We start from the raw sequence: 14,983 nt of genomic DNA on the forward strand, positions 1-14,983 counted from the left end.
CACCAGATCGCGCGCCGGCTGACCGGGCGCGAGCAGCGCGATCGTCCACCGGGAGATCTTGTTCGGGTCGCGCAGCGGCCGGATCGCGGCCTGCTTCTTGCCGCCGCCATCGGCGACCAGCACGACATCCGGTGCGAGCAGCGCGACCATCCCGTCGAGATCACCTGACCAGGCGGCCGACAGGAACTGGTTGGTCACCTCGACGTGCCGAGCCTTGTCGACCTGATGCCGAGGCTGCCGAGCGTGTACGTGCTCCCGCGCCCGATGAGCCAACTGCCGTACCGCCGCCTCGGACCGCCCGAGCGTCCCCGCGATCTCGCCGAACGGCAGATCGAACACCTCCCGCAGTACGAACGCAGCCCGCTCCAACGGCGACAGCGTCTCCAGTACGACGAGCATCGCCATCGACACCGAGTCGGCGACCTCCGCCACGACAGCCGGGTCGTCCGCCTCGCGGGTCGACAGAATCGGCTCGGGCAGCCAAGGACCGACGTACTGCTCCCGCCGCGTCTTCTGCTGCCGCAACCGATTGAGCGCGAGCCGCGACGTGATCCGGATCAGGTACGCCCGGACATCCCGCACGTCCTCCCGATCCGCGGCCGACCACCGCAACCACGTCTCCTGGACGACGTCCTCCGCGTCGACCACACTCCCGACCACCCGGTACGCCGCCCCGACCAGCACCGCCCGATGCTCGTCGAACTCCGCCGCCAACTCCTCGTCACCACTCACGCCGACCTCACATATGAGACAGGTTCGCCACCGACAGAACACCGAGTACCAGCGCGATCACCCCGAAAGTCGTGAAGAAGGCGGCGCTGCCGGCCCCGCGAGGCCGCATCCCGCGCCGACCGTACATCCTGGTCAGCGGCGCCCCAACTACCAGCTGAACACCCAAGGTCAGCACCCCGAACATCATCCCGAGCAACAGAATCAGCCCCCGGTCGGTGAAGCACAGCCCGCTGCAGGTGGCCGGCGGCTCGTCGGAAGCGAGCAGCGCCAGCAGGGCATATCCAGCCAGCTCCACTCCGACCCACCCGAGGAACACCAGATAGCCGGACGACATCTGCTTGGTCTTGGACTCGGTCTGCATACAAACGATCGTGGCCGCCGGACCGTCCCAGCACCTGAGTGAATCTACTGATCTTCACAGCGCGCGGTACTCCTTCCTGGTCGCTTATCGTGTCACCCCTCCGGACACGCGGCGCCAGGTCGTTTGTGACATGCAGGTCAGCGATTGGCCTGCAGGAAGCAGCCGGCGATGAAGAGTGCGACCACGAAGGTGGCGAAGAAGGACAGGCTGCCGGTCGCCAGCGAGGTCATCCGCTTGCGGTTGTAGACGACCGTGAGCAGCAACCCCATGGCCACCTGGCCGAGGACCACCGGTGCGACGAACGCCATCCCGATCACCATCAGCGTGCCCCGCGGGCTGAAGCAGAGCCCGGTGCAGCCCATCGGGCTCACATCGGAGGCCGACAGCACCAGCAGTGCATACCCGGCCAGCTGAATGCCGATCCAGCCGAGGAAGACCAGGTAGCTGTTCGACGCCCGGCGATCCTCGGCGTCCTGCGCTTCGCGCACCGCTGACGGTCGGTCACTGTTCATACGGATGATCCTGGCGATCCCGGCGGGAGTGCGCTTGAGTGGAACTACCGATCTTCAGGGTTGGATAATCATGCGGTATCTGACATACTCATTCACATGAGTTTGACGGTCGCGGTGGCTGGAGCCAGTGGGTACGCCGGGGGAGAGCTGCTGAGGCTGCTCTCGGTGCATCCAGAAGTCGAGATCGGCGCACTCACGGCGGGCGGCAGCGCCGGTACCGCGCTGGGCGTCCACCACCCACACCTCCTGCCCCTGGCCGGGCGCATCCTGGTCGAGACCTCAGCGGAGACGCTGGCGGGTCACGACGTGGTGTTCCTGGCCCTTCCACACGGGCAGTCCGCCGAAATCGCCGAGCAGCTCGGCGAGGACGTCACCGTGATCGACTGCGGCGCGGACTTCCGGTTGGTCGAGGCGGAGGCGTGGGTGGAGTTCTACGGTGGCAAGCACGCCGGTCACTGGCCCTACGGTCTGCCTGAGCTGCCCGGTCAACGGGAGAAGCTCCGCGGGACGAACCGGGTCGCAGTACCGGGGTGTTATCCCACCGTTTCGACCCTTGCCCTGCTCCCCGCAGTACAGGGCGGTCTTGTCGACCCGGGCCAACTGGTGGTGGTCGCGGTGAGCGGGACGTCGGGAGCGGGCAAGGCGCCGAAGCCGAATCTGCATGGCGCGGAGGTGATGGGTTCGGCCGCGGCGTACGGCGTCGGCGGCGTCCACCGGCACACGCCGGAGATCGAGCAGAACCTCGGCGCCGTCACCGACGCGGCCGTCTCAGTTTCCTTCACGCCGGTACTTGCGCCGATGGCTCGCGGCATCCTCGCCACCTGCAGTGCGCCGGTCACCGAGGGCACCACGGCCGAGAGCCTTCGCCAGGCTTATGAAGAGGCCTACAAGGACGAGCCGTTCGTGTACCTGATGCCGGAAGGCCAGTGGCCGCAGACGCAGGCGACGCTCGGCGCGAACACCGTCCAGCTGCAGGTCACGCTGGACCAGCGGACCGGCCGCGCTGTGATCGTGGCCGCGATGGACAACCTCACCAAGGGCACTGCCGGCGCCGCCGTGCAGTGCATGAACCTGGCCGCCGGTCTCGACGAGACGCTGGCCCTTCCCCTCGTAGGAGTAGCCCCGTGACCTCAACCGTGCAGCACCAAGTCGAGCGGAGCGCCGGAGTCACCGCGCCGGCCGGCTTCCGCGCGGCCGGGGTGATCGCGGGCATCAAGCCCGCCGGCAAGCCGGACCTCACCGTGGTCGTCAACGACGGCCCGTACGACGGTGCCGCGGGCGTCTTCACCACGAACAAAGTGAAGGCCGCGCCGGTCCTGTGGTCGCAGCAAGTGCTGACCGCGGGCAAGCTCAAGGCTGTCGTGCTCAACTCCGGCGGCGCCAACGCCTGCACCGGGCCGGAAGGCTTCCAGGACACCCACAAGACCGCCGAGGAGCTGGCGACGATCCTCGGGGTCGGCGCGGGCGAGATCGGTGTCTGCTCGACCGGCCTGATCGGCGAGCGGCTGCCGATGGACAAGCTGCTGCCCGGTCTCAAGTCCGTGGTCGATGCCTTGGGCGACACGCCTGGGCACAGCCTGTCCGCCGCGACCGCGGTGATGACGACGGACAACGTCCCGAAACAGGCCGTGCTCAAGCACGCGGACGGCTGGAGCATCGGCGGCTTCGCCAAGGGCGCCGGTATGTGCGCGCCGAACATGGCGACCATGCTCTCCGTCATCACCACCGACGCGATCGTCGACCAGCCGCACCTCGACCACGTACTGCGGAACGCGGTCGGCAAGACCTTCAACCGGCTGGACGTGGACGGCGGCACGTCGACCAACGACACCGTCCTGCTGCTCAGCTCGGGCGCGTCCGGCATCAAGGTCCCGGCCGACGAGTTCGAGGCGGCCCTCACCGCGCTCGCCGCGGATCTGGTCAAGCAGCTGCAGGCCGATGCCGAGGGCGTCACCAAGCACGTCAGCATCACCGTGCAGAACGCGGCCACCGAGGCCGAGGCGGTCGCCGCCGCCAAGATCGTTGCCGAGGACAACCTCTGCAAGACCGCCTTCTTCGCCTCCGACCCGAACTGGGGCCGGATCGCGATGGCCGTCGGCAACGCGCCGACCGCCTTCGACCCGGCGCTGCTCGACATCACCTTGAACGGCGCCGCGATCTGCATCGCCGGCGGCAAGGGCGTCGACCGGTCCGAGGCCGACCTGAGCGGACTGGAGATCGACGTCGTGATCGACCTGCACGCGGGCAGTGCTTCGGCGACCGTGCTGACGACGGATTTGTCGCACGCGTACGTAGAAGAGAACTCGGCGTACTCCTCATGACCATGACGACACGTTTGATCGAGACCAGCCAGGCGCACGCGGTCGAGAAGGCTGCCGTGCTGACCGAGGCGCTGCCCTGGCTGAAGGAGTTCCACGGCAAGACGATCGTGGTCAAGTACGGCGGCAACGCCATGGTCGACGACGAGCTGAAGCAGGCGTTCGCTTCCGACATCGTGTTCCTGCGGCATTGCGGCGTACGGGTGGTCGTCGTGCACGGCGGCGGACCGCAGATCAGCGACATGCTGCAGCGGCTCGGCATCGACAGCGAGTTCCGCGGCGGGTTGCGGGTGACGACGCCCGAGGCGATGGACGTGGTCGGCATGGTCCTGGTGGGCAAGGTCGGCCGCGAACTCGTCGGACTGCTGAACGCGCACGGACCGTTCGCCGTCGGCATGTCCGGCGAGGACGCGGGCCTGTTCACCGCGGAGCGGCGGGGCGCGATGATCGACGGCGAGTCGGTCGACATCGGCCTGGTCGGCGACGTCGTCGACGTCCGGCCCGAGGCGGTCATCGACCTGATCGACGCCGGCCGGATCCCGGTCGTGTCCACGATCGCGCCGGACGAGGACGGGCTGGCGCACAACGTGAACGCCGACACCGCGGCCTCGGCCCTGGCGGTCGCGCTGGGCGCGTCGAAGCTCGTCGTACTGACCGATGTCGCCGGCCTCTACCGGAACTGGCCGGAGAGCGAGGAGATCATCACCCAGATCGACGCCGCCGAGCTGGCCGAGCTGCTGCCGTCGCTGGCGTCGGGGATGGTGCCGAAGATGGAGGCCTGCCTGCGCGCGGTCCAGTCCGGCGTCTCCCGGGCGACCGTCATCGACGGCCGGGTGCCGCACTCGCTGTTGCTCGAGATCTTCACCGACGCCGGAAGTGGGACCCAGGTGATTCCGTCATGACCGAACTGCTCACCGTCGACGGCACGCAGAGTGCCCTCGCCGAGCGCTACTCGCAGTCCATGATGAACACCTTCGGCGCTCCCAAGCGGGTGCTGGTCCGCGGCGAAGGCGCCTACCTGTGGGATGCCGACGGCAAGAAGTACCTCGACCTGCTCGGCGGGCTCGCGGTGAACTGCCTCGGCCACGCGCATCCGTTCGTCGTCTCGGCCGTCACCAGCCAACTCGCGACGCTGGGGCACGTCTCCAACTTCTTCGCCTCGGCACCGCAGGTCGCCCTGGCGGAGAAGCTGCTGTCGCTTTTCGACGCCCCCGGCAAGGTCTTCTTCACCAACTCGGGGACCGAGGCGAACGAGGCGGCCTTCAAGATCACCCGCAAGACCGGCCGGACCAAGATCGTCTCGACGGTCGGCGCGTTCCACGGCCGGACGATGGGCGCGCTCGCGATCACCTGGAAACCGGCGTACCGGGAGCAGTTCGCGCCGCTGCCGGGTGACGTCACCTTCGTCCCGTACGGCGATGTGGCCGCGCTCGCCGCCGCTGTCGACGACGAGACCGCTGCCGTGGTGCTCGAACCGATCCAGGGCGAGAACGGCGTCGTCGTACCGCCACCCGGCTATCTCGCCGAGGCACGCCGGATCACCTCCGAGCACGGCGCGCTGCTCTGGATCGACGAGATCCAGACCGGCGTGGGACGGACGGGGGACTGGTTCGCTTTTCAGGCCGACGGGATCTCGCCCGACATCGTCACGGTGGCGAAGGGGCTCGGCGCGGGCATCCCGATCGGCGCCTGCCTCGGGTTCGGCGCAGCTGCTGACCTCCTGCAGCCGGGCAACCACGGTACGACCTTCGGCGGCAACCCGGTCGCCGCGATCGCCGGGCTGGCCGTGCTGACGGTGATCGAGCGGGACGGCCTGCTCGCCAATGTCAGTGCCATCGGCAACCATCTCGCCTCGTCGGTCGAGGCGCTCGGGCACCCGCTGATCGCCGGGGTCCGCGGCCGCGGGCTGCTGCTCGCGATCGAGCTGACGGCGCCGGTGTCGGACCAGATCGCCGCGCTTGCGCTGGAGGCCGGGTTCATCATCAACAACCCGATCCCCGACGCGTTGCGGCTGGCACCGCCGTACATCCTGAGCAAGGCTGATGCCGACAGCTTCATCGCAGCGCTCCCCACGCTGCTCGACCAGGTGGAGGTCGTGTGACCAGGCACTTCCTGCGGGACGACGATCTCAGCCCGGCCGAGCAGGACGAGGTCCTGACGCTGGCTCAGCAGTTGGCGACGGATCGGTACGGGCACAAGCCGTTGGCCGGTCCGCAGACCGTCGCGGTGATCTTCGACAAGTCCTCGACCCGGACCCGGATCTCCTTCGCGGTCGGTATCGCCGAGTTGGGCGGGGTGCCGCTGATCATCGACGCGCAGTCGTCGCAGATGGGTCGTGGTGAGCCGATCGCGGACACCGCACGGGTGCTCGACCGGCAGGTGGGCGCGATCGTCTGGCGGACCTCGGGGCAGACCCGGATCGAGGAGATGGCGGCTGCGTCGCGGGCGCCGGTGATCAACGCGCTGACCGACGAGTTCCACCCGTGTCAGATCCTGGCCGATCTGCTGACCGTCCGGCAGCACAAGGGCCGGACGGCAGGGCTCAAGCTCGTCTTCTTCGGTGACGGCTTCAACAACATGGCTCACTCCTACTTGCTCGGTGGGGTGACGGCAGGGATGCACGTCGTCATCGCCTCGCCGGCGGGGTACCAGCCCGATGCCGCGGTGCTTGCGAAGGCTTCTGAGATCGGTCTCGTCACCGGCGGTTCTGCTTCGTGGACCTCCGATCCGTCGGAGGCTGTGGCGGGGGCGGATGTGATTGCCACCGATACCTGGGTCTCGATGGGCCAGGAGGCCGAGGCGGCAGTGCGGGAGGCGCCATTTGTACCGTTCTCGGTGACGGAGGCGCTGGTGTCGAAGGCTGCTGACGACGCGATCGTGTTGCATTGCTTGCCGGCGTACCGGGGCAAGGAGATCGAGGCGGCGGTGCTCGACGGGCCGCAGTCCGTCGTCTGGGACGAGGCAGAGAATCGGCTGCATGCGCAGAAGGCGCTGCTGTCGTGGCTGCTGGCAAGGAACTTCAGCTCATGAATCTGGCCGTACCGACCACCAAGACCGCGCGCCAGCAGCGGATCGTCGACCTGCTCGGCCGGCAACCGGTCCGCTCGCAGACCGAACTGGCCGACCTGCTCGCCGACGCCGGACTCGTCGTCGGCCAGGCCACCCTGTCGCGTGACCTGGTGGAGATCGGCGCGGTCAAGGTCCGCGACTCGGCCGGCCAGCTCGTGTACGCCGTACCGGGTGAAGGCGGCGACCGTTCGCCGCGAGCCGGGGAGGCCGCAGCCTTCGAGGCGCGGCTGGGCCGGGTGGCATCCGAGCTGCTCGTCTCGGCCGAGGGCAGCGCCAACCTGGTGATCCTGCGAACCCCGCCGGGTGCGGCCCAGTACTTCGCGTCGGCGATCGACCACGTGGGACTGGATGACGTACTCGGCACCATCGCCGGCGACGACACCGTGATGGTGGTGTCGCGCCACCCATCCGGGGGAGAGGCCCTGGCGGCCCGGTTCCTCAGCCTGGCGGCTCGCAGCGAGGCCAAGTAGCCGCGAACGCTCCAGCCTCCTCGTGCGAAGTACAGGCGAGCGGTCCGCGGCGGGCGGCTCAGGAGGGGACGGGATGGACTTCGAGAGGCTGGTGGAGCTGCACAGCGCTGACCTGCATGCCTACCTGAGCCGGCGTTCGACGTCAGAGGTCGCGGACGACCTACTGGCCGACGTGTGGCTGGCGGCCTTCAGCGGGCGGAGCAGCTTCGACCCCGAGCTGGGCAGTGTGCGCGGCTGGCTCTTCGGGATCGCACGGCACGTACTGCACAGTTACTACCGACGCCACCGCCTACGGACCGTACTGACCCGAGCTGACCGCCCTACAGACGAAACAGCCGCAGTAGACGCCCGCCTGGACGCCGCTGCCCTGGTCCCAGCCCTACGAGAGGCCCTGCGCTCACTACCTGCAGTAGAGCGCGAACTACTCCTCCTGGTCGCCTGGGAGCAGCTAACCCCATCAGAGGCCGGCCAGGTGCTCGGTATCCCTGCAGGGACAGCCCGCTCCCGCCTCCACCGCGCACGGCAACGAATGGACGAACGGCTAGGTGACTCGACCCAAGTAGTGGACGAGAACACCAACCACAAACTTGGAGCCGACTCATGACCGACTACCTGGACACACTGACCAAAGCAGGCGAAGTACCGCCCCCTAGCGCGGAGACCCTGGCCCGTGCCCAGACCGCGGTACGAGAAGCAGTTGCTGGACCCTTGCGGCCGAGGCGCCGCGTGCCTTTGGTGGCTTTGGGCGTGGGGGCTGCGGTGGCAGTGGTTGCTGTGGTCGGGGCAGTCGTGTTGGGTCCGGAGCAGGACGCACCACCGGTCGCAGGCAACCAGCCGAGCGCGCCGACCGTACCGGCCGTACCGACTGGGCCCACGCCCAGCTATCGGGGTGGTGGAGCTGAGTCCTGCGTGGCTGCGCCTGAAGGCGAGTGGCTGAGGAAACAGGCCTTCGCCTTCGACGGAACAGTGCTGGCAATCGAGGAGCCGTCGGCCGGGCATAGTCTGTTCATCCGCCGGGGCTACACGATGGTGACCTTCAAGGTGAACCACTGGTACAAGGCTGGCACTGCGGACCAGGTGCGGGTCCTGGTGCCGGGACCGGTTGATCCGCAGTGGGCGAAGAACATGTCCGAGGCCGGGCTCTACTTCGAGGTCGGCAGTCGGCTGCTGGTCAGTGGTCAGCTACTCGGCGGCGAGCAGGCCGCGTGGAGTTGCGGGTTCAGTCGCCCCTACGACGAGGGCACGGCTCGCAAGTGGGCCGGGACCTTCGGCAAATGAGATCTGTTGAGAGGATGTTGATGTGAGCACGGGTAAAGCTGAGAGCGCGGCGCTTTGGGGCGGCCGGTTTGCGGGTGGGCCGGCTGATGCGCTGGCGGCGCTGAGCAAGTCGACGCAGTTCGACTGGGTGCTGGCGCCGTACGACATCGCCGGGTCGAAGGCGCACGCGAAGGTGCTGCACCGCGCGGGGCTGCTGACCGACGAGGACCTCACCAAGATGCTCGCCGGGCTGGACGAGCTGCTGGCCGACGTACTGTCCGGCGCTTTCGTCGCGGCCGAGGCGGACGAGGATGTGCACACCGCGCTCGAGCGTGGGCTGGTGGACCGGCTCGGTGCCGAGCTGGGCGGTCGCCTGCGGGCAGGGCGGTCGCGGAACGACCAGGTCGCCACGCTGTTCAAGAGCTTCCTGCGCGACCACGGCCGGATCATCAGCGATCTCGTACTCGACCAGGTGAACACTCTGGCCGAGCAGGCCGAGAAGCACCTCGGTGTGGCGATGCCTGGCCGGACACACTTCCAGCACGCGCAGCCGGTGCTCTTGTCGCATCACCTGCTGGCGCATGCCTGGCCGCTGATCCGCGACCTCGACCGGCTGGCCGACTGGGATCGCCGGGTCGCCGCCGATTCGCCGTACGGGTCCGGCGCGCTAGCCGGCAGCACGCTCGGGCTGGACCCGCAGTTCGTGGCGGTCGAGCTGGGTTTCACGAACTCGTCGGCCAACTCGATCGACGGGACGGCCGCGCGGGACTTCGTCGCGGAGTTCGCCTTCGTGTGCGCGCAGATCGGCATCGATCTGTCCCGGCAGGCCGAAGAGGTGATCATCTGGGCGACCAAGGAGTTCGGGTTCGTCCAGCTGGACGACGCGTACTCGACCGGGTCGAGCATCATGCCGCAGAAGAAGAACCCGGACATCGCGGAGCTCGCCCGCGGCAAGTCCGGCCGGCTGATCGGCAATCTGACCGGGCTGCTCGCGACGCTGAAGGCGCAGCCGCTCGCGTACAACCGGGACCTGCAGGAGGACAAGGAGCCGGTCTTCGACTCCGTGGACACGCTCGAGGTGCTGCTGCCCGCGTTCACCGGGATGATCCGGACGCTGCGCTTCAACACCGAGCGGCTGGAGGAGCTGGCGCCGCAGGGCTTCTCGCTGGCGACCGATATCGCCGAATGGCTGGTCAAGCAGAAGGTGCCGTTCCGGGTCGCGCACGAGCTGGCCGGCGCGTGCGTGCAGGAGTGCGAGAAGCGCGGCATCGAGCTGTGGGACCTGTCCGACGAGGACCTCGCCGCGATCTCGCCTGCGCTGACTCCCGAGGTGCGGACCGTCTTGAGCGTCGAGGGCTCGGTTGCCTCCCGCAACGGCCGCGGCGGCACCGCCACCGACCGCGTCACCGAACAACTGGCCGAGCTCCGCACCCGCGCGACTGAGCACGCGGACCGCCTCGCCTAGATGCCTCCCGTACGTCGTACGTCCCTAGCAGCGCCGGTGCTCGAAGTAGCACCGGCGCTGCTAGGCATGGTCCTCCGCCGGACCACTCCGGAGGGCGTGGTCGCAGTCCGGATCACCGAGGTGGAGGCCTACGACGGCCCCAACGACCCCGGCTCCCACTCCTACCGAGGCCAAACCCCCCGCAACGCGGTCATGTTCGGCCCACCAGGCCACCTCTACGTCTACTTCACCTACGGCATGCACTACTGCATGAACATCGCAGTAGGCCCACCCAACCAACCCTCAGCAGTCCTCTTCCGAGCCGGCGAGATCATCGAAGGCACACCCCTGGCCCGCCAAAGACGGGGCTTCACCACCGCTCCCGCCTTCCCTCTCGGGAGCGAGGCGGCGGAGCCGCGAGCCCGTCCGCGAGCTGCGAAGGTCCACCCGGACCGCGATCTCGCTCGCGGGCCGGCCCGCCTCTGCGTTGCTCTTGGCATCGACCGAGCGGACAACGGCGTCGACCTACTCAACCGCGGCTCGGCTATCCAGCTGTTGCCCGGGGACGGCTATGACGGTGAGGTGGCAACCGGCCCCCGGGTCGGCCTCCGCGAGGCGGCTGACTGGCCGTGGCGGTTCTGGATCCCAGGCGACCCCACCGTCTCGCCGTACAAGCCCCACGTACCGAAGAAGCGCAGTTAGCGGTTGGCCAGCTCCAGCACATACTCCAGCTGAGGCAACCCGTGCTCGACCTCCGGATCCGGGAACAGACCGATGTGATGCACCCCGGCCGCCTCCAGCTTCTCGATGTGCGCAGCGGCGTCATCCAGCGTGCCGATCGGCCCGATCTCCGCCCACCACTCCTGCGGCATCGAGACGAACCCCTCGACACCCTTCTCCGCATGCAGCTTCACCAGGTCGTCGTAGAACGGCAGCGCCGCAAGCGCCGGGTTCTTGTCCTTGAGCTGCCACCCCAACCAAGGCGCACTCCACTCGTACGCCGTCTTCCGATCACCCCGCACGCAGAGCGCACTGAAGACAGCCACCACAAAGCCCTCCGGCGACCCAGCCTGCCCGACAGCAGCCCGCACATAGTCCGGCGTAGCCGGCTCAGCGAGCACCACCCCACCCGCAACCCGCCCAGCCAGCGCCATCGACTTAGGCCCCCGCACCCCGAGCAGAATCGGCGGCGGCGTGGTCGGCGGCGCATCCAGCTGCACGTCCTGGAGTACGACGTACTGCCCCTCCATCGTCACCTTCTCGCCCGCCAGCAGCCGGGTAACAGCAGTAGTCACCTCCTCGAGCGCAGTCAGCGGCGACTTGGGCCGAACCCCCATCTGCCCCATCCACTCCTGCACCCCATGCCCGATGCCAGGCAGTAACCGCCCCGGCGCCAACGCGTCGAGCGTGGCGAACTCCATCGCCGTAACAGCCGCAGTACGGGCTACTGCCGGCACGATGCCGAGCCCACAGGTCAGCCGCTCAGTCGTAGCCAACGCGGCAGCGACCAGCGAGGGCCCGGCTGTGTAGAAGCAGTCCTCGATCAGCCACAGCTCGTCCGCGCCACCGGCGTCGAGACGGCGGGCGACGTCGGTCACCAGGGCGGCAGGGAAGGTCCGGGGGAAGCACATTCCGAGAGCAGCGGAGGTCTGGGTCATATCGAGACTGTAAAGGTCGCCGGGGACAGTCCTCCTGGTGCGCGTACAGGCCCCGTCTGCGGGTAGGTTTCGGACATGGCCCGTCCGCACTACTCCTCGCGTCTGGAGGACTGGTTCAACGTCGGCGTCGGGGTCCTCCTGCGCCGCCGCGGCTGGCGGGAGCGGATCATCCCGCATGTCGGCTACGGCACCCAGGAGTTCACCCGGGTGCTGGCCCGCGTCGTGCTGAGCCGGGACCCGCGCAACCAGCCCCGGTACGACGAGGACCAGGTGGTGCGCGGTTGGCGGGTATTCGTCACCGCTCCGGCTACCGGCGTACAGGTGTCGATCACTGTGTCCGGGCAGACCTTCGAGGCGACCACCGACCGCGGTGGCTTCATCGACCTGACTGTGCCGGTGGCGCTGCCACCTGGGTGGCATGAGATCAGCCTGGGCGTGCATGGCGAGCGGCAGGCACGCGGGAAGGTAGTGGTACCCGACCCGGACGCCACGTTCGGCCTGGTCAGCGACATCGACGACACGGTGATGCTGACGATGCTGCCGCGACCACTGATCGCCGCCTGGAACACGTTCGTCCGCGAGGAGCAGGCCCGCCGGGTGGTACCGGGCATGGCGGAGATGTACGCCGAGCTGCTGGCAGACCACCCGGGTGCGCCAATGTTCTACCTCTCCACCGGTGCCTGGAACACGGCCCCGACCCTGACCCGCTTCCTCCAGCGGCACGGCTACCCCGCCGGCCCACTGCTGATGACGGACTGGGGGCCGACCAACACCGGCTGGTTCCGCAGCGGGCAGGAGCACAAGCGCACTGCGCTGCGCCGGCTGGCAGTTGAGTTCCCGAACGTGAAGTGGGTGCTGGTGGGGGACGACGGCCAGCACGACCCGCAGCTGTACGGCGACTTCGCCCAGACGCACCCGGATCACGTACGGGCCATCGGTATCCGCCAGCTGACCCCTGCGGAGCAGGTGCTGTCCCACGGTCTACCAGTGCCGAATCCGGACCCTGGCGCGCACGATCCACATCGCCCGACGGCCGCAACCGTGCATGGGCCTGACGGACATGCGCTGGTCGCGCAGCTGCGCGCAGTACTGTCCCGGCCCGAGGCGAGCTGACCCGGCACCTGCCCGCTGGAGCAGGTACAGGACACTTGTGGTGATCTGACGTGACTCGAGGAGAGACCAAGTGACCGACAGCGGGACCGCAAGCCGCACCCAGGTGCTCGACGACCTGGAGAGCCGTGGCCTGATCGCGCACTCCACCGACCCGGACGCGCTCCGTGCGTCGATGGCCGCCGGACCGATCACCTCGTACGTCGGGTTCGACCCGACCGCGCCGAGCCTGCACATGGGCAACCTGCTGCAGCTCCTGACGTTGCGGCGGCTGCAACTGGCCGGCCACAACCCGATCGGGCTGGTCGGCGGCGCCACCGGACTGATCGGCGACCCCAAGGAGTCCTCCGAGCGGGTGCTGAACCCCAAGGACCTGGTGCAGCAGTGGGTGGAGAAGGTCCGCAGCCAGGTAGAGCGGTTCGTCGACTTCGACGAGTCGCTGCCCAACCCGGCGCGGATGGTCAACAACTACGACTGGACCAAGGACCTCAACACGCTCGACTTCCTCCGGGACATCGGCAAGCACTTCCCGGTGAACCGGATGCTCGGCCGGGAGGTCGTGAAGGCCCGGCTGGAGCAGGGGATCAGCTACACCGAGTTCAGCTACGTACTGCTGCAGTCGCTGGACTACCTGGAGCTGTACCGGCGCCACGGCTGCACCTTGCAGACCGGTGGAAGCGACCAGTGGGGGAACCTGACCGCTGGAGTCGAGCTGATCCGGCGGTCGGACGCGGGGAAGGCGCACGCGCTGGCCACTCCGCTGGTGACCAAGGCGGACGGCACCAAGTTCGGCAAGACCGAGTCGGGGACCATCTGGCTGGACCGGGAGCTGACGTCGCCGTACGCGTTCTACCAGTTCTGGTTCAACACCGATGACCGCGATGTGATGCAGCTGGTGCGGTTCTACACGTTCCGGACGGCAGAGGAGATCGCTGCACTCGAGGAGGCGACTGCTGAGCGCCCGCATGCTCGGGAGGCGCAGCGGTTGCTGGCGGAGGACGTCACGACCCTGGTGCACGGCGCTGAGGAGACCGAGCAGGTGAAGCTCGCTGCGAAGGCGCTGTTCGGCCAGTCGGAGTTGCAGGCGCTGCAGGGGTCGACCCTGGTGGCCGCGCTGCGGGAGGCGCCGCACTACGAGCTCAAGCCGGATGAGCAGATGCCCACCATCACGGACCTGCTGGTGCTCTCGGAACTCGTGGCGAGCAAGTCCGCCGCGCGACGGACGATCGCCGAAGGTGGCGCGTACCTGAACAACGAGAAGGTGAGCGATCCGGAGTACGTCCCGAGCGGCGAGGATCTGCTGCCCGGGGGAGCGCTGGTACTGCGGCGCGGGAAGCGTTCGTTCGCGGGGGTTCTGGCCTCGCCGGCGGCCGGCTGACGTATCGCACGAGGTCGGTGCCGGGGGCAAATTACAGGCCTGTGATTCGGCCCACCGGTAACCGATTTGACCGGCTACCTGCCCGCCACGTAATGTTCTTCTTGTTGGAGCGAGTGCGGGACGCGAAAGCGGCCGGTCGCTCCGAACCCCCCAAGACTGGCTGAGCCGCACCGTGTCGTTGATCCGGGTCGGTAGCTTCAGATGCGGGGTGCGGATCAGAAAAACTGGGTCTTGACTCGGTGGTGCTGGTCCGGTAAAGTAACGCAGGTTGCCCCGGAGTCCTGGCCGCAAGGTCTGTGACGCGGTGTGCGTCCGATTCTTGAGAACTCAACAGCGTGCCGAAAGTCAATGCCGAAATTTAGCATTAACCCCCTTCACGGGTCTCGGTGTAAGTAGGCTTGCTTGCCTCTTCGAGGTTGGCCGGTCTGGTTCATCGTTGATTCGTGTTGGATTCCTTTGTAATTTTTCTGGATTCAAGTCAGTTTGATTTGTTTCTGATTGCAATGGATCGTTTTTCGTTTGTCTGTTCTCCGTCCTTCGGGACGGTGGATATATAGATTTCAACGGAGAGTTTGATCCTGGCTCAGGACGAACGCTGGCGGCGTGCTTAACACATGCAAGTCGAGCGGTAAGGCCCCTTCGGGGGTACACGAGCGGCGAACGGGTGAGTAACA

At 67.9% G+C, this 14,983-nt stretch carries 15 protein-coding genes, 1 rRNA gene and 1 pseudogene; 13 read left to right on the plus strand and 4 right to left on the minus strand.

What is annotated here, in order from left to right; genetic code table 11:
* Positions 1-258: 258 nt before the first annotated feature.
* The 3 genes and pseudogenes from ABD768_RS43140 to ABD768_RS20835 all read right to left on the minus strand — a co-directional run.
* A pseudogene (locus tag ABD768_RS43140) lies at positions 259-774 on the minus strand (sigma-70 family RNA polymerase sigma factor); the annotation flags it as partial.
* On the minus strand, positions 740-1,093 hold the full coding sequence (locus ABD768_RS20830; RefSeq protein WP_344842983.1) for a hypothetical protein: 354 nt from the start codon (positions 1,091-1,093) through the stop codon (positions 740-742). The gene ABD768_RS20830 and the pseudogene ABD768_RS43140, both read right to left, overlap by 35 nt.
* A gap of 137 nt (positions 1,094-1,230) precedes the next feature.
* Entirely contained in the window at positions 1,231-1,605 is a 375-nt protein-coding gene (locus tag ABD768_RS20835; protein WP_343964853.1) for a hypothetical protein, read from the minus strand.
* Positions 1,606-1,701: 96 nt separating this feature from the next.
* On the opposite strand from ABD768_RS20835, the gene argC reads away from it, so the two are divergent.
* From argC to ABD768_RS20885, 10 genes are all read left to right on the plus strand, one after another.
* Positions 1,702-2,733 carry an N-acetyl-gamma-glutamyl-phosphate reductase gene (gene argC / locus ABD768_RS20840; protein WP_344842985.1) on the plus strand — a complete coding sequence of 344 codons (1,032 nt, stop codon included), beginning with the start codon at positions 1,702-1,704 and terminating at the stop codon, positions 2,731-2,733.
* The gene (gene argJ, locus ABD768_RS20845) at positions 2,730-3,926 is read left to right on the plus strand and encodes a bifunctional glutamate N-acetyltransferase/amino-acid acetyltransferase ArgJ (RefSeq protein WP_344842988.1); all 1,197 of its coding nucleotides are present in this window, start codon (positions 2,730-2,732) and stop codon (positions 3,924-3,926) included. Before argC ends, argJ begins: the two co-directional genes overlap by 4 nt.
* Complete coding sequence (argB, locus tag ABD768_RS20850) at positions 3,923-4,825, plus strand: acetylglutamate kinase (protein ID WP_343964859.1); 903 nt, start codon at positions 3,923-3,925, stop codon at positions 4,823-4,825. The genes argJ and argB overlap by 4 nt, the downstream gene beginning before the upstream one ends.
* A complete protein-coding gene (locus ABD768_RS20855; protein ID WP_344842991.1) occupies positions 4,822-6,024 on the plus strand; it encodes an acetylornithine transaminase in 1,203 nt (400 codons plus the stop codon). Before argB ends, ABD768_RS20855 begins: the two co-directional genes overlap by 4 nt.
* Complete coding sequence (gene argF, locus ABD768_RS20860) at positions 6,021-6,953, plus strand: ornithine carbamoyltransferase (RefSeq protein ID WP_344842993.1); 933 nt, start codon at positions 6,021-6,023, stop codon at positions 6,951-6,953. The genes ABD768_RS20855 and argF overlap by 4 nt, the downstream gene beginning before the upstream one ends.
* Positions 6,950-7,462, plus strand: a complete 513-nt coding sequence (locus tag ABD768_RS20865; RefSeq protein WP_343964865.1) for an arginine repressor — start codon at positions 6,950-6,952, stop codon at positions 7,460-7,462. The genes argF and ABD768_RS20865 overlap by 4 nt, the downstream gene beginning before the upstream one ends.
* 73 nt (positions 7,463-7,535) lie before the next feature.
* Positions 7,536-8,066, plus strand: a complete 531-nt coding sequence (locus tag ABD768_RS20870) for an RNA polymerase sigma factor (protein ID WP_344842996.1) — start codon at positions 7,536-7,538, stop codon at positions 8,064-8,066.
* Positions 8,063-8,740 carry a hypothetical protein gene (locus ABD768_RS20875; protein ID WP_344842999.1) on the plus strand — a complete coding sequence of 226 codons (678 nt, stop codon included), beginning with the start codon at positions 8,063-8,065 and terminating at the stop codon, positions 8,738-8,740. The genes ABD768_RS20870 and ABD768_RS20875 overlap by 4 nt, the downstream gene beginning before the upstream one ends.
* Positions 8,741-8,762: 22 nt before the next feature.
* Positions 8,763-10,184, plus strand: coding sequence for an argininosuccinate lyase (argH, locus tag ABD768_RS20880; RefSeq protein ID WP_344843002.1), 1,422 nt, complete (start codon positions 8,763-8,765; stop codon positions 10,182-10,184).
* Positions 10,185-10,865, plus strand: a complete 681-nt coding sequence (locus ABD768_RS20885) for a DNA-3-methyladenine glycosylase (protein ID WP_344843005.1) — start codon at positions 10,185-10,187, stop codon at positions 10,863-10,865.
* On the opposite strand, the gene ABD768_RS20890 is transcribed toward ABD768_RS20885, so the two are convergent.
* Positions 10,862-11,821 (minus strand): LLM class flavin-dependent oxidoreductase, encoded by a 960-nt coding sequence (locus ABD768_RS20890; protein WP_344843008.1) that lies wholly within the window; start codon positions 11,819-11,821, stop codon positions 10,862-10,864. The two genes, ABD768_RS20885 and ABD768_RS20890, sit on opposite strands and share 4 nt — an antisense overlap.
* A 75-nt stretch (positions 11,822-11,896) precedes the next feature.
* Here ABD768_RS20890 and ABD768_RS20895 point away from each other — a divergent pair, with 75 nt between their 5' ends.
* The 3 genes from ABD768_RS20895 to ABD768_RS20905 form a co-directional block, all read left to right on the plus strand.
* Entirely contained in the window at positions 11,897-12,934 is a 1,038-nt protein-coding gene (locus ABD768_RS20895; RefSeq protein ID WP_343964874.1) for an App1 family protein phosphatidate phosphatase, read from the plus strand.
* 70 nt (positions 12,935-13,004) lie between these two features.
* Positions 13,005-14,309 carry a tyrosine--tRNA ligase gene (tyrS, locus tag ABD768_RS20900; RefSeq protein ID WP_344843013.1) on the plus strand — a complete coding sequence of 435 codons (1,305 nt, stop codon included), beginning with the start codon at positions 13,005-13,007 and terminating at the stop codon, positions 14,307-14,309.
* Between the two features lie 560 nt (positions 14,310-14,869).
* A 16S ribosomal RNA gene (locus ABD768_RS20905) occupies positions 14,870-14,983 on the plus strand; the annotation flags it as partial.

The organism is Kribbella ginsengisoli, assembly GCF_039537185.1.
GTDB lineage: Bacteria > Actinomycetota > Actinomycetes > Propionibacteriales > Kribbellaceae > Kribbella > Kribbella koreensis.

Bases quoted from the DNA above. Each gene is read 5' to 3' on its own strand.
- ABD768_RS20830 (WP_344842983.1), bottom strand. From the start codon at position 1,093: ATGCAGACCGAGTCCAAGACCAAGCAGATGTCGTCCGGCTATCTGGTG.
- ABD768_RS20835 (WP_343964853.1), bottom strand. From the start codon at position 1,605: ATGAACAGTGACCGACCGTCAGCGGTGCGCGAAGCGCAGGACGCCGAG.
- argC (WP_344842985.1), top strand. From the start codon at position 1,702: ATGAGTTTGACGGTCGCGGTGGCTGGAGCCAGTGGGTACGCCGGGGGA.
- argB (WP_343964859.1), top strand. From the start codon at position 3,923: ATGACCATGACGACACGTTTGATCGAGACCAGCCAGGCGCACGCGGTC.
- ABD768_RS20855 (WP_344842991.1), top strand. From the start codon at position 4,822: ATGACCGAACTGCTCACCGTCGACGGCACGCAGAGTGCCCTCGCCGAG.
- ABD768_RS20865 (WP_343964865.1), top strand. From the start codon at position 6,950: ATGAATCTGGCCGTACCGACCACCAAGACCGCGCGCCAGCAGCGGATC.
- ABD768_RS20870 (WP_344842996.1), top strand. From the start codon at position 7,536: ATGGACTTCGAGAGGCTGGTGGAGCTGCACAGCGCTGACCTGCATGCC.
- ABD768_RS20875 (WP_344842999.1), top strand. From the start codon at position 8,063: ATGACCGACTACCTGGACACACTGACCAAAGCAGGCGAAGTACCGCCC.
- ABD768_RS20885 (WP_344843005.1), top strand. From the start codon at position 10,185: ATGCCTCCCGTACGTCGTACGTCCCTAGCAGCGCCGGTGCTCGAAGTA.
- ABD768_RS20890 (WP_344843008.1), bottom strand. From the start codon at position 11,821: ATGACCCAGACCTCCGCTGCTCTCGGAATGTGCTTCCCCCGGACCTTC.
- ABD768_RS20895 (WP_343964874.1), top strand. From the start codon at position 11,897: ATGGCCCGTCCGCACTACTCCTCGCGTCTGGAGGACTGGTTCAACGTC.